12 protein-coding genes are annotated in these 13,203 nt (G+C 48.2%); 6 read left to right on the top strand and 6 right to left on the bottom strand.

Features of this window, described 5'->3' with window-relative positions:
* Positions 1-313 precede the first annotated feature (313 nt).
* From AC0QH1_RS25500 to AC0QH1_RS25475, 6 genes are all read left to right on the top strand, one after another.
* Positions 314-2,677 carry a phytochrome family protein gene (locus tag AC0QH1_RS25500; protein WP_324634243.1) on the top strand — a complete coding sequence of 788 codons (2,364 nt, stop codon included), beginning with the start codon at positions 314-316 and terminating at the stop codon, positions 2,675-2,677.
* Positions 2,678-2,743: 66 nt separating this feature from the next.
* Entirely contained in the window at positions 2,744-4,222 is a 1,479-nt protein-coding gene (locus AC0QH1_RS25495) for a hypothetical protein (protein WP_324634242.1), read from the top strand.
* A complete protein-coding gene (locus AC0QH1_RS25490) occupies positions 4,223-6,469 on the top strand; it encodes a Cas10/Cmr2 second palm domain-containing protein (RefSeq protein WP_324634241.1) in 2,247 nt (748 codons plus the stop codon).
* Positions 6,466-7,485 (top strand): hypothetical protein, encoded by a 1,020-nt coding sequence (locus tag AC0QH1_RS25485; RefSeq protein WP_324634240.1) that lies wholly within the window; start codon positions 6,466-6,468, stop codon positions 7,483-7,485. The genes AC0QH1_RS25490 and AC0QH1_RS25485 overlap by 4 nt, the downstream gene beginning before the upstream one ends.
* Positions 7,475-8,275, top strand: coding sequence for an RAMP superfamily CRISPR-associated protein (locus AC0QH1_RS25480; protein ID WP_324634238.1), 801 nt, complete (start codon positions 7,475-7,477; stop codon positions 8,273-8,275). The genes AC0QH1_RS25485 and AC0QH1_RS25480 overlap by 11 nt, the downstream gene beginning before the upstream one ends.
* Positions 8,276-8,370: 95 nt before the next feature.
* Positions 8,371-8,805, top strand: coding sequence for a hypothetical protein (locus tag AC0QH1_RS25475; protein ID WP_324634237.1), 435 nt, complete (start codon positions 8,371-8,373; stop codon positions 8,803-8,805).
* 220 nt (positions 8,806-9,025) lie between these two features.
* Here AC0QH1_RS25475 and AC0QH1_RS25470 read toward each other — a convergent pair whose 3' ends face one another.
* The 6 genes from AC0QH1_RS25470 to cas2 form a co-directional block, all read right to left on the bottom strand.
* Positions 9,026-9,370: a HepT-like ribonuclease domain-containing protein gene (locus AC0QH1_RS25470; RefSeq protein WP_324634236.1), complete on the bottom strand. Its 345-nt coding sequence runs from the start codon at positions 9,368-9,370 to the stop codon at positions 9,026-9,028.
* Positions 9,357-9,671, bottom strand: a complete 315-nt coding sequence (locus tag AC0QH1_RS25465) for a nucleotidyltransferase family protein (protein WP_324634235.1) — start codon at positions 9,669-9,671, stop codon at positions 9,357-9,359. Before AC0QH1_RS25465 ends, AC0QH1_RS25470 begins: the two co-directional genes overlap by 14 nt.
* Positions 9,672-9,769: 98 nt before the next feature.
* The gene (locus AC0QH1_RS25460) at positions 9,770-11,275 is read right to left on the bottom strand and encodes an RAMP superfamily CRISPR-associated protein (protein WP_324634234.1); all 1,506 of its coding nucleotides are present in this window, start codon (positions 11,273-11,275) and stop codon (positions 9,770-9,772) included.
* A 178-nt stretch (positions 11,276-11,453) separates the two neighbouring features.
* Positions 11,454-11,762, bottom strand: coding sequence for a hypothetical protein (locus tag AC0QH1_RS25455; protein WP_324634233.1), 309 nt, complete (start codon positions 11,760-11,762; stop codon positions 11,454-11,456).
* A 4-nt stretch (positions 11,763-11,766) separates the two neighbouring features.
* Positions 11,767-12,414, bottom strand: coding sequence for an RpnC/YadD family protein (locus AC0QH1_RS25450; protein ID WP_324634232.1), 648 nt, complete (start codon positions 12,412-12,414; stop codon positions 11,767-11,769).
* Between the two features lie 397 nt (positions 12,415-12,811).
* Positions 12,812-13,090, bottom strand: coding sequence for a CRISPR-associated endonuclease Cas2 (gene cas2, locus AC0QH1_RS25445; RefSeq protein WP_324634231.1), 279 nt, complete (start codon positions 13,088-13,090; stop codon positions 12,812-12,814).
* Positions 13,091-13,203 lie beyond the last annotated feature (113 nt).

The following is a 13,203-nucleotide window of genomic DNA, read 5'->3' as shown; positions in this document are numbered from 1 at the left end:
GTGGGGAAAAGCGCCTTTAAAAGTCCGACTTTGGACTCTTTAAGAATCCCTCGGATTTATCCGTAGGGAGTATCAAGGACAGCGATCGCATTTTATAGTATGGCGCTTGTGTCATGACAAATATGGATGCGGATGGAAGGCCGATCGCTTCTACCCATTCCCACAGTTTCTTAAATTATTCTAAAGGTTGGCGAACGAGGTGCAACTGTCGGACTACGATAAAGAGCGTAGTTGCTTCAGGGAGTTTTGATGGTGTTTAACTCTCATTGCCAGGGAGAGCCGAGTCGCGAAAAGCGGGTTGGAGGTTGGCATTATGCAATTTGATGAGGCAAGGGTTGACGAAAATGCTTCGTCAATCTATTTTGTTTATCCTTTCACCTTCGATATTCCAGCGTTTGATTCTCTGAATCGGGCGATCGCTGATGCAAAATTGCCCCAGAAGCAGACTCCTTTGTGGACATCTGGCTCTTTTCCTACAGAAGATTTATTATTTCACGTTGCCAATTATCTCAATCCCACAGACGATCGCACTCCCACCGCTCAATTGTGGGAACTATCAGATTCAGTGCGTGATGTGTTTGGGTTTCGAGAACAGTGGGAGTTGATTTCGCCCCAGGAATCCGTACCGTTTGGATTTGGTAAGGATGGCAACGTTGGCAATGTGGTACAACTGATGTTGTTTCAGGTGGGGGTGGGATTTTTAATTTTGCAGGTGCAACCCACTACCAATACTCTCCAGGATTGGCTTAACTTTTTGCACTATTTTCGGTTTTTGGAAGGGCAGCAGGGGTCGAGAGTGAGGGCGCAAAAGCGCCTGTGGGATGCGGAAACCAATCGCCCATTATTTGAAGATTATTTTCCGGAAATTGCCGATCGCCATGCCCAGGGAAAACCTAAATTCGGCCATATAGTAAAGGCATTATTGCACACCGTTAGTTCTCAACGGTGGTGGAATGAGATTTTTGTGCGGGGTCAAATGCTGCCGTTTGTTTCCCTGTATGTGGATGGATTGTCAGAGGAGAAAACGCCTCACTTGCTGTACAAGTTACAGAACTTTTTCCATGCTAACCAGGGAGAAGATCCAGCGCCAGAAGATTTAGATCCGCAGGTTCAGCCTTGGTTGCCTTATGCGCGGGGACAGTGGTTTGTTTGTACTTTGGAAGGCAGCAGTTTCTTAGCAGTTAACGCATCTACTGAGCCATTTTTTCGGGCAACGCTTCCGAGTCATCTGCGCCAACAGTATTTTCTGTTGTTTTTGCTGGCATTGCATCAGCGATTTGCTCTGATGTCACTCTCGGAACAGGTGGCAGAAAGTTGGGTGAGGGATGAAGCGACTCGATTGCAAGAGTTTGATTTGATTCGCGATCGCTTGTTGTGGTTTACTGCACGGGGATATTTTGCCCAGGTGATGCAACGAAAACATCATCATCGCTGTTATTGCAAGTGGCAAGAGGTGTTTCAGTTAGACCGACTTTATCGGGAAGTTCACGATGAAGTGCGGGAAATGCAAGAGTATTCGACTTTGCAATATTTACGGCGTCTGGAAGCGGCAGAGAAACAGCGGGAACAACAGCGTTTGGAAGAAAAGGAGCGACAGGCAGCAGCGGAGAAAAAGCGGGAACAACAGCGTTTAGAAGATTTACGCCGACAAGAGGAACGGGAACGGGAACGCGATCGCCTTTATATGTTGGCATTGCGAGAAAAAGAAGAGGCGGATAAGCAACGGGAACGGCAATATTTGCAGCAATTGCGGGAAAAAGATGAGGCGCAGGCAAAGCGCGATCGCGAGTTGCAAGACTTGGCCTATATTATTAGTGCGGGGTTGGGAGGTGCTGCAATTGTTGCTTCTAGTGCGGGGTTACTCACTGCAGGTAGCAATAATGGCGAGATTACTGTAGGATGGATTCCCGATTGGTTGAATGCTTTACATCCGGTTAGCGCGTCTATTTCTCTGAGTCTTTTGGCGGCTTTATTGTTTGGATTTGCTGGTTGGGGAGTTCGCGAGTTTAGACGCAGGCGTAGCGATCGCATCGCTCAACGGAAGTTAGAAGCATTTCGCTTATTACTAGAGCGATATCCGGCGTGGTTTTCGTGGCGCGATCGCGAATGGTTGGGGGAATTGGTGGATTGCAAACCCAATGAACCGAGGGAATTGTGGGAGGCGATCGCCAGTTGGTGTGAAAGCGAACGGCATCCTCTGGTGGTTAAGCAATTGACAATTCTAGAAAAGCGAGTTAAGCTTCATCGGAAGGTTCAGAAAAATTATAAAGCTGAATTGCGATCGCGGATTTCTCCACCCACTGCGGCACAGAAAAAAATTGAAGGGTTTCTGCAACTGTTGCACAATCAGCCGCATTTATTCGATGCGGAAGCTCGCTCTCATCTGGCGGAACAAAATTGGTCGGCAGAACCGGAAAAACTGGCCGAACAGATTAGCAAATGGTGTAAAAGGGAAAGGCGTTCTGCCATATACGCTCAACTGCTTGAGGAGCAAAATAATTTGCCCTCCAATCTGCCAATTTCTCAGATGGATCGATATAGCGATCGCTTGCAGAAGGCCAGCAATCGATTGCTGAAACCGCCGAAACCGCCTTCTCTGGGTTTGAGGGTACTACAAGAGAGTTGGCGAGAGTTAGAGCAAGGATGGCAGCGCTTAAAGCGATCGCCTCCACCCTAATCCCATTCAAAACACCATTTTACCACATTTTCGAGAAAAGTTGTTGAGTTAGGAAATAAAAATTACATGGTTTCGTTAATCGTGCAAGTTCTGGGCAATAGCGACATTGAGGTAGATAGCGCCCAAGGTTGTAACACCCTGAGCAACAGCTATTGTTTGGAGGATATTGAAGAAAAAGCAGCAATCAATGAGGAAGAGTTAATTGAGAACATCGATCGCGTTAATTTTCCCTTGATTAAAAAGCTTGCCGAATCCCCCATCATTCAATCGGAAAGCTCGAGTCCTCCTTTATTTTGCTTTTTGCTCACGGATCAACGGCAATGGCAATCCCAGCGCGATGAGACTGGAGAAGGATGGAATCAGGTTGCTTTAGATGGAATTTGGTGGCAAAAAATTCTGGAAAAATGGTGCGAAGCTCATCACATTCAGCATTATTCTGTTGCCCTGACGATTGACCCATCGGTGGAAAATGGGGTGGCGGATTGGGATGGAATGGCGCAAACTATAGAACGGTTTTTCGCGAGTCTGATTGACTTTCAAGAACATGGGATATTTTTTCAGCCGCAGCATGGGGAATCTATGCCAGTGGAAAAAATAACCGTGCAGCATAGTAGTGGAACGCCAGCTTTAAATGGTGCCTTGTATTTGTGGGGAATTGAGCGCAAATTAACGGGAAAACCGATTGATTTTGTTTATATTTCCGAGCAAAAAGAATGCGAACCTCATTCGGGGACGCACTGGCAATGGCATCTCAAAGTTCCGCAAATCCGGGAGTTATTGAAAATTCAGGATTTTAGTGGTGCTTTGCAAATTCTTCAAAGTCATCCGCACAGTATAGAAGAAATTGCAACGAAGTTACAAAAACTCGATCGCGCGGTTTCTTTGAATTTAACAGGGCGGGAAAATCTGGCGGGACGAGAGGGCATTATCGAACGGGTGGCGATCGCCGTTTGGAGTGAGACAGCATTTCGCGATCGCCGTCAGTGGATGCACTGGTATTTGCGCGTTGCTGGGGCGTTTGAGTTGGCGATTTTGCTGTTAGTCGAACACCAGGGAAATGGCGATTATGAATGGGAAGGCATCAACTTAATTTACAAAGCGGGAAACTCGGAATCAGTTGGCCCTTTGGGAATTGCGAAAATTGTCTTTAGTTTACTCAGCAAAGGAAAAGTAAAGCTCAGGAAACAAAAAGACGACGACCCCGATCGCTTCATGAAAGTTACCAAAATTGAGAAGACCCAGAAATGGAGTGATTTTAAGGGATTTTATGGGACGAACTGGCAAATTAAGGAGAATATTAACGTCGGAGGATTCACCAATCTGAGAAATGAACTCTATCACAGTTTATTGGGAGATAGCATCGATAGTCTGCTTGAAGAACGAACCGAAGAACTTGGTAACGTCACTCACCCAGAACATCCCGCGCAAGTTGCGGTTGACTATCTCCATTTTATTATCCGCCTAGCTGGATTAACCGATGAAGTGCAAGAACGAGCCAATAATAACTATCGTCAAATCGTTCGAGATATTGAGGAAAATCTGTAAATGAATGTAGAAGATTGGCTGATTCAACAGCGCCAGATTTATCAAAATCTGCCCGATGCTTCCCCAGAGATATCCATTCATCCGGTGAGTGGAGAATGGCAAAACTCTGGTTATTTAAAATCGCAGTTTTGGTGGGGAGGTGGCGCATCTCGCGAAGCTTGTCGGCAAGTTGCAGCAGCTTCCAACTCGGAATTAACTCACCTGGGCGTCCTCTCATTTGGCCCGGTTCAAGAATTTCTCGGCGGCGGAGAACGATTGCGCGATTGGGCGGTTGCTTCTTGGTTATGCCATTATCTCACTGCTGTGGCAATTTATCGGTGGGAAGAACGTCAGGGGCAAGTGTTGTTACCCTTGCATCGGTCTTCCCCATTACTCAATTTGTTGCGCGGCGAACCCTTCGATCGCGATCGCTTTTGGCAAGCAGAACTCCCCAATGTCATCACCGGATTGCATCCGCAAAATGAAAGTTGGTTGCAGGATTTTCAACCCGTTATTACCGAAGAATGGGGTAATTTTCTGAACGCATTGGAAGCGGAAGTCTCCCAACGCTACAGTCCTCATTTACTCAACGGTCAAGGATGGCAAGTGATTCACCGGGATAACGAATATCTCTGGTCGGTTTATACCGAAAGCACACCCCTTTCCCTAGAAACGGTCAGTCAAGATATCAAACACTTGCACGAACGGATCGAATCGCGTAAAATGGGTCGTCAGTGGCAAGCAACTTGGTGGGCAGGTCGCACCAGTCCTAGCGCCGGACAGTTGTCAATTTGGCATCCGGGACTCAAACCGATCCATCGCGGGGGGACTTGGGGATTGCCCGATTCTGAGTTAAATGAATGGTGGTTGCGGGCATCCAATGAAAGTCGCGATCGCCTGTCTGGATTGGTGGATAGTGACGATCGCCTCAATAGTATCGAATTCGTCCGTCGGTTGGCCTCGGTTCCGGAAATTATCGAACCCACTTTAGAACTGTTGTGGGGCAAAACACCGCCTCCCTGTCCTTGGGGAAAATTCCCCGATCGCGCCACTGTCGCCGCTGCTTGGGTTGTCGATCGCATCGATGCCGAGTTGTGGAATGAAAATGTCTCTTTCTGGCATGAATACTATCTCAATCGCAGTGCGAGTTACGAGTGGGGAATGCCGAAAGTCGATCGCAAACATCCCCCAGCTTTTGCTTGTCCGCGCATCTTAGAACGCCGCTATCTTAAAGATTTTCTCTCCTGCGCAGACAAAAGCCATCGCGAGTCGCAATTGCAAGACTGGCAAGAGAACGTCAAAGGGTGGGAAAGTCCCATCGAGTGGACGGTGGGATGGCGCGGCGATGGCGACAATATGGGAAAATGGCTGTCTGGGAAACAGTATGAAACCTTAACATTGCAGTGGTCGCGATGGCATCTCAATCAAGAAGCGATCGCCCAACATCAGTTAAACATCGACCCGCCGAGGGTACCCGCCAACGCCACCCGACAACTGGACTTGCCTCACGTTCTGGATTTGTCCGTGTTATTTGGATGCTGGAATCAACTGCTGTATCCCTTGGCAGAACGACACCACAACGCCAAAGTTATCTTTGCAGGCGGGGATGATTTTCTGTTGTTGGGGCCACTCACCGAAGCAGTTTCCCTCACCAGCAATTTATATCGTCTGTGGCGGGGTCAACTCTCACCTTTGACCCAACCTTTAGACCCGCCAGTGGATGGGTGGGTGCAACGGGAATCGGAGATTTATCCGGTTCCGGGACAGCAAATGGATTTTAGCTTGGGGGTAGTCATCGCCCAACGACGGATTCCGCAATCCTTATGGCATCGCGGGTTAACCGAAGCGTATAAAGAAGCGAAAAATCAAGGGCGCGATCGCGTCTGTATCAAAGTGCTATTCAATAGCGGTCAATCCTTGGACTGGGTTTGTCCTTGGCGATTGTGGGAACTGCTGATGCACGTGGGACTCACAACCGAGGAGAAAACCGAGTTAAATCGCTGGGAAAAGCTGCTGTCATACATGGAAAGCACTCGGTTGCAGCAATCTTCTATTACCACAGTTCGGGATTTAATCGAAACTCTGTGGGCGAGTGTGGGAATCGAACTCACTTGGGACAGCATCCTGAATGTGGCGGGACGGGAGTTTCGGGAAGAACTGGAAACCTGGTCTTGGTGGATTGGTTGGATTAGCGTCATGGGATTTCTGGCGCGACAAGAACGGGAACGGGAAAAATGGGTCGAACGAGTTGGGGGAACTAACCCATGAGTGAATTAGAACAAAGTTGGTATTCGATATTTCCTGCGGGAACGGTGGCGATCGGGAATCTCACCCCAGTGGGACAAAATAGCGGTCAAGTAGACTGTCGGTGGCCGCCAAACGGTCATCAATTGGCCGCTTGTTTGAACTTGCCCACCGATTGCACCTTGTGCGGGCCATTTTGGTATTCTCGCCGAACGGTTTACGTGACCTTACCCTTGCCGGTGTATCGATTGGAGTCCTCCCAGAAGATGCCTCCGGAGATTTTTCGGATGGTGTGGGAAGGCGATCGCTGGCAGGTGCAATCTCCCCATCGAGATGCCTCGATAGAGGTGGTGGGGGGTCGCTATCTGATTCCGGGCAACAGTCTCAAGCAATTGTGGAAAGCGGGACGGTTAACCAATCCGGAGAATAGCCCCCTGTTGTGCGAGTTGCCCTGGCAAAAACTCACCCTGAGTCACAACAGTCGCGAAGACTTTCAGGTGAAAGACGAGGGCGGGTTTTTTGCCGAAAAGACGACCCTGATGGATCCGGGTTGGTCGATTGTGGTGAAAATTATCGGCAATTATGACTGGCAGCAACGACTCCCCGATCCGCCTTGGAGTTGTATTGGTGCAGGCGCAACCCCTGTCAGCATCAAACCGGAGAAGATTAGCGCCAGTTGGTTGGAGGGGAAAGCGGAGAGTTTTCAGGGAACTGGGGCGGTGTTGCTAACCGGCGCATTGTGGGAGGAGGAAAATTGCCTCTCGGTTCCCTATCCTCCCCAAGTGCCGATCGCCGGATATGCGGCAGAGGTGGGAATTCCTTGGCAGTCGTGGAAATCCGTGCGCGATCGCCACAACCCCGAACGCAAAGTGCAAGTGCTGACCCCTGGGGAATGGTTGACCCCTGCAGGTGCGGTTTACCTGTGGCAGGGGGAAGCGCCCTTAGAAACATCCGCACCTTTGCCGGATCGGTACCATCGCCACTGCCTCGGTTACGGACATTTATGGTTATTTGAGGAGAAAACAAACAATGGCAATTGAATGGTTGATTTGTCGCGAACCCGTGCATATTGGGGGCGCGGATAGCAGTTCTCGCGGGAACAACAATCCGATTTTTCGTCTGAGCGATCGCACTCCCGCTATCCCCGGCAGTTCCCTCCGGGGTGCCTTGCGCGAAGGTGCCGAACACAGTTCGGAGTATCAAGGTTATGTGAGTAACTGGTTTGGCGGCAAAGATGAAAATATCTCACCCGGTTATATTGCCTTGGGTTGGGGGTGGCCCGTGTGGTGGCCGGTTCACGTTTTGGGGTATGGCAGTTGGTGGGTGAGTTGTCCCGCTTGGTTGAATCGCTATCAGCAATTATCTCAGCAAAATCTGCTGAATTTGACTGAGGAAAATATCTACGCCACCGACGCTCAATTAAACGGCAAAACTGTTTTTCTGCGCTGGTTGAAGTTAACGAATATCCAAACCTGTACTCTGAGTTTACCCGCCCCCTCAGAGGTTCCCCCGGATCGCCGCATTATCGTTCCCAGCGATAGTATCAACTTAATCGTGGATATGGGATTGGTTCGGCAACCGCGAGTCAGTTTAAGGGACGAACCGAATGATAATGGCAGTTTGGTCAAGAATCTGTTTGCGGTAGAAGGGTTGCCTCCGGGGGCGGTGTTTATGACCAGTTGGACAATTCGCAACCCGGAAAAAGTGGAACAGATAGGAGAATGGGAGAAATTTTTGCGATCGGAGCATTATTTGGGGGGATTGTGGAGTGTCGGTTACGGGCGAATTGCGATCGCGCAAACAGCGAATTCTACCCTTTCTCAAAAATAACCATCCGGTTCGATCCCCCCAACCCCCCTTTTTAAGGGGGGCTACAAATAAATATCCCTATCAAGGGTATAAAAGAACGGTATTAGGAGGAGAAAATGCCAGTTTGTTCTTATGAGTTAGATCGGGAAGTGTTTCGGTTGCTCAATCCCGGAGTTAACCGATTGGATGATTGGCAAGGTGCCGCCAGTGGGATTGCCGATTATGTTGCCAGTTGGGGAGTGGAAAGGTTTTGGGCGATGTCGCGATCGCAGCGCTTACTCGGGGGACAATTGCCCGATGCGGCGGAGGGTTCCGAAGAAGAACGCCGTTATTTTGCCTGGAGTGTGGCGCGAGTGGTTTTGTGCAAAATTGCAGGCAATGAGTTGAGGATTCGCGAAAATATGAGTACCGATAATTTTCAGGAAAGATTTCGCGATTTGGACTTCAATGAGCAGGTGTTGCTGACAGATTTGTTGATAGAGATTGCGGAGGCAATTCAGTTTTGGACGATGCGCCTGAAAGATGCGCGGGATAGTGGAAGTCCTGCGTAATCTCATTTTTCAGAAATAACGATCGCGATCGAACGTAGGGACACGGCAATGCCGTGTCCTTACCGATTGTGGAATTCTTATCAAAGTTATCGAAAAATGGGATAAGGTTCGAGAGTTGTTGTTAGAAAATTGAAGAAAGCGATCGCAGTTTGTTAAGTCTAGGAAACTGCGATCGTTTTTTTGTTGGTTTGACTTTGAGGAAGTGGGTCTAAAAACCTCTCTACTCTTCAGTTTGAGCCAGCAAAGTTTCGAGTTTGGGAATTAGAGACGGAAGTTCGTTCGTGATGATGTTCCAGATGATATCGAGGTTGACTTCAAAGTAAGCGTGAGTCAATCGATCTCGGGTTCCGGTCATCTGTCGCCAAGGGATATCTGGCGATCGCGCTTTGGTTGAGTCCGAAACATTTTTAGCGGCTTCTCCCAAAATTTCCACTAACCGAACGACAGCAAGAGACAACATTTCGTCGCGATCGAGATCTTCTCTCGTTCGCTGATTTGTGAAGGCAATTGCTTTTTGGGCAGCATCAATCATGTGTTGTAGTCGTACTGCATCAGCGTTCACCATAAATCACCTCAGCTTCTGAAACCACGCGATCGCGAAAATAGCGACTGAGGTCTTGAGGAGTATTCAAATCCACAGTCCGTCCCAGTAAGTTGCTGAGACGGTCTTGGATGTCGATGAAACCAAAACCGGGCGTTTTTCCTGGTTGGAATTCAACCAGAATATCGATATCGCTATCCGGACGAAAATCATCACGCAGAATCGAACCAAAAAGAGCGAGTTTGCGGATATGGTAATCCTGGCAAATTTGAGCGATCGCCGCTTCGGGAATTTCAATTTTAGACTGCCTGAAGGTGATGGTCATACTCTATTGTCTGGAAAATTAAAAAAGTTTCTGTTTTTTGTCACCTTCTTCTATTTTACTCATCAACTGGAAGTTTCAGCACCTTTTCCTTACCCCAGTTAAGCAGGCCAAATTTGGGTAAACTGCTGCTGTCGCAACGTGGGTTCTACTTCCGCATCGAATACCGTAATCCAGCAGCAATCGTCATACTCCCGTACCGCATAACCCGATGGGCGCGTTGTGGAATTGCCGCACCAGTCGGGTTTAGAATTATTTGTACTGCTGCATACCCCATGCACGATCGCCTCCCATGCGTCGGGTTCTCCTTGCCAAATGCTGACAATCCCACCGGGTACGCTTCTCGGTTGCTGAAAAGTCGGCAACTTATACTCCGCAGCAAGACAGCGAATCCGACTTCGCACCCCCTCGATTAAACCGTCAATCGAGTCTTCCGATTTCGGGGTGAGGGTGAACTCACTACCGCGATACCCGTTGAACCGCGTCAAAACGTGGGGGGGACGACGCCATCCCGGTCCTAACCCGCCAATGCGACTGGCAATATTTAACAACGGGTCTATCAAATCGTGAAATTCTCGGGTACAATCGGCTCGAATTATCCAAGTGCTGTGCGCGTCTTTAGCGGGAATATTCGCATAATTTTTTCCAGCCTTGGGCGATCGCAGACACTGGGTCAAATAACTCGTCAAAATCAATCGCGCTGGAGAGTTCAACCCGCCAAAGATTTTACTGGTGAGAGTTTTAGCATTGTCTGGAGAGAGCAATGACAGCGCCACGCGGGTAAAATAACCCCGCAAACAGGCCCGCAGCACTTGGGGACTCCAGCGATATTTACCGACTATATTCTCTTTATTATCTTGCTGTTGTATCGCAGGTTTAGTGCCGGTGAGGGCAATTTCCCAAGTTGCAGTTAAAGGCAGCGATCGCGCGATCCGACCAAACCCGGAAGCGGTTCCCCTTCCCACCCCCTGCTGTTTGAGCATCTCTTCCAATCGAGTTTTCAGCCAATTTTTCTCGCGATCGCTCACTGGATGTGCCAGTAACACTTGCACGGAAAACTTAGGCGGAGTGGTTGGCGGAATCACTGGCGACACCTGCCACTGCACCCCCAGGTTGTTGCTTTTTTGATTGAAAACCTGCCAAGATTGTTGTGCGTGCAGGGGAAAAGGTTCTAACTCTTTTCTCAAAAACACGCTTTCAAAGCGGATTTTACGGGGTTGCCACCCACTGCGATCGCTGTTGACTAATGTTTCCCAAAATCCTCTTTCTTCTGCAGATAACTGCTGCCAATTTTTGTTTAACCAAGTGAGCAAAGCCCCGCGAATGCTCGAACCCGGTATCCAAGCCACTCCCCCCACCTGTGCGGGCAAAATCCCCCCTTCCGGGAAACTGCCTCCCCCCACCTGCAAGGGACTAATGACTTGCAATCCCGATAAGGATACGGTAGATTCCTGGGCGTCTGGCGGATAAAAACTGCCGTTCCAAGCTTGGGTGATGACTTTATTTTCTGGTTTTCTAATGATATTGCAAGTTTTCGGCGTCCACCCTCGGTCTTCGTCTTCTCGAACGCTGTACCACTGCGGTAATGTTTCAGGTAAGGGGGTCATAATCCAACTTCTGTAAAAATCGTTATCGCAACTTTTTCTAGTTTACCATAAAGATTGGCGTTGCGATCGCTAATTTATACGAAGTTTTCTATCGTTTTTTTACAATTCCAGATCCGGGAGGCTTGCAGTGCGATCGCAATTTGTAGGATTTTTCAAACGGCGATCGCTTGTTTTGCGCTTAACCTTCTGTCACCGAGTTAAGCAATTGCTGAAACTCTGCAACCGAAGCGATCGCGATCGCTTGTCGGAATAGTTGCTTGAGAGTCTCAATCTGCTTAATCCCATTCACTGCTTCCACCACTGACGGTGGCACCTCCCCAAACCGCACTTGTAAAACTTCGACGATATCCTCGCGACGAGCTTGCTGCATCGCCTTTTCTTGTATTATTTCTTCCATCGGACTGATAAATGGCATACTTTCTTCCTCCCGCGTCTCAATGATTTCTGTGGTAAGTTGTTCTTCGAGTTCTTTGGGTAAGCTCATCATCCGGTCAACAAACCGAAATAGATTCGCACACCTGCTCTCTACTATAACCCCTTGACAGCAGGAACCGGAATAATAACCGTTTCGCCTGTTGTCGTTCTTCCATATTGTCGGTAGTGGCTTGGGTTTTTAAATGCGCCATCACCATCATCGCCAACGGGTTATCGATTGTTTCTAGCATTTCCCACTGGTTTTGATAGTCTAGCAGTTTGACGGTGGGAAATTCTAGATTGAACCGATATCCATCTAAACTGTAGGAATAGGCACTGGGTCGCCAGTTGGGGTTATCGTCTCCTAATATCGCCACGCTGACTACGGGTTTGTTGTATTTGTCAAAGGCGCGAGAGTTATAGCGATAGATGCGTTCGGTAAAGTCAGCATCGTACTGACTTTGCACTTCTACATGAATCAGGATCCATTGGGATTTCCCATTCAGCAGTTGCACTTCAAACAGTTTATCGGGAAATCGCGTCCCGATGTCTGAATCGCGCACCAATTCTTCCAGTTCTTTGTCTAAGGAACGATAAGGCTGGTTCCAGTTGATGTGGCTGTGAATGGGAGTGAAAAAGAAGGACAGGCAACTTTCAAAGTAGATGGAAAGTGCTTCTTTCCAGGGTCGGTCGTAGTCTGCTGGTACGGGTTTATATTGGGTCATTGCTGAATCGATCGCTGTGGGCTTTATTCTGCATTTTTTATAAATAAAAAATGAATTAAATAAGGTTTTCAATGAGTTTTTTGCTTAATAATTTGGTTATTTCTATAGCAAAGAGGATTGGGGAAACAAACCCCTACAAAAAAATGCCTTGCTTTAATTCCAGATCGTCGTTTCAGGCTGCATAAAAAATGTAGGGGTTTGGTCTCCAAACCCTCTTATCTTAGTCGGCTCAGGGTTGAGAGTGAATTTAACAGCCAATTTATTTGAATTGACTGCTTATATTTTTGAAAAAATTATTAGGCGATCGCAGTTTTGGATTTGTCGGTAGGTTGCATAACTTGGGAGACGCGCTCTTATCGCCGTCCCTACATGAGGAAACCGATCGCATTTTCCAATCCTACGCAATAATTACTGAATCATCTACAGCAAATTCCGGTTGAATGCCTAACACTTTCACCTTTTGGCGACAATGTGCTGACAGGGGATAAAACCGCAGTTGGTCTTGTCGTTTATTGAGCAATTTGAGCAGGCGCTTTTGCAGTTGTTCGTATTGGGTTTCGTCCAACACCACCTCAAACACCGATTTTTGCACTCGCATTCCATATCTCTCCAATAATTTGGCGACTCGGTTGCGTCGGTTGTCGTCTACGATGTCGTAGCAAATCAAATAAAACATCGGATTCCATCGGATTGATAACAACACCCGCCGTCGGTTTAAACCGACGGCTAATAGCGCAAGTCGGATAAATCTGAGATCTTGCACCAGTTGCAAGGCCGGGGATTAAAATC

The organism is Phormidium sp. CCY1219 (assembly GCF_055795085.1).
The sequence above is the reverse complement of the archived record's forward strand: the minus strand, read 5'-3'. Positions and strand labels throughout refer to the sequence as shown.

Bases quoted from the DNA above. Each gene is read 5' to 3' on its own strand.
- AC0QH1_RS25500 (WP_324634243.1), top strand. From the start codon at position 314: ATGCAATTTGATGAGGCAAGGGTTGACGAAAATGCTTCGTCAATCTAT.
- AC0QH1_RS25495 (WP_324634242.1), top strand. From the start codon at position 2,744: ATGGTTTCGTTAATCGTGCAAGTTCTGGGCAATAGCGACATTGAGGTA.
- AC0QH1_RS25490 (WP_324634241.1), top strand. From the start codon at position 4,223: ATGAATGTAGAAGATTGGCTGATTCAACAGCGCCAGATTTATCAAAAT.
- AC0QH1_RS25485 (WP_324634240.1), top strand. From the start codon at position 6,466: ATGAGTGAATTAGAACAAAGTTGGTATTCGATATTTCCTGCGGGAACG.
- AC0QH1_RS25480 (WP_324634238.1), top strand. From the start codon at position 7,475: ATGGCAATTGAATGGTTGATTTGTCGCGAACCCGTGCATATTGGGGGC.
- AC0QH1_RS25475 (WP_324634237.1), top strand. From the start codon at position 8,371: ATGCCAGTTTGTTCTTATGAGTTAGATCGGGAAGTGTTTCGGTTGCTC.
- AC0QH1_RS25470 (WP_324634236.1), bottom strand. From the start codon at position 9,370: ATGGTGAACGCTGATGCAGTACGACTACAACACATGATTGATGCTGCC.
- AC0QH1_RS25465 (WP_324634235.1), bottom strand. From the start codon at position 9,671: ATGACCATCACCTTCAGGCAGTCTAAAATTGAAATTCCCGAAGCGGCG.
- AC0QH1_RS25460 (WP_324634234.1), bottom strand. From the start codon at position 11,275: ATGACCCCCTTACCTGAAACATTACCGCAGTGGTACAGCGTTCGAGAA.
- AC0QH1_RS25455 (WP_324634233.1), bottom strand. From the start codon at position 11,762: ATGATGAGCTTACCCAAAGAACTCGAAGAACAACTTACCACAGAAATC.
- AC0QH1_RS25450 (WP_324634232.1), bottom strand. From the start codon at position 12,414: ATGACCCAATATAAACCCGTACCAGCAGACTACGACCGACCCTGGAAA.
- cas2 (WP_324634231.1), bottom strand. From the start codon at position 13,090: ATGTTTTATTTGATTTGCTACGACATCGTAGACGACAACCGACGCAAC.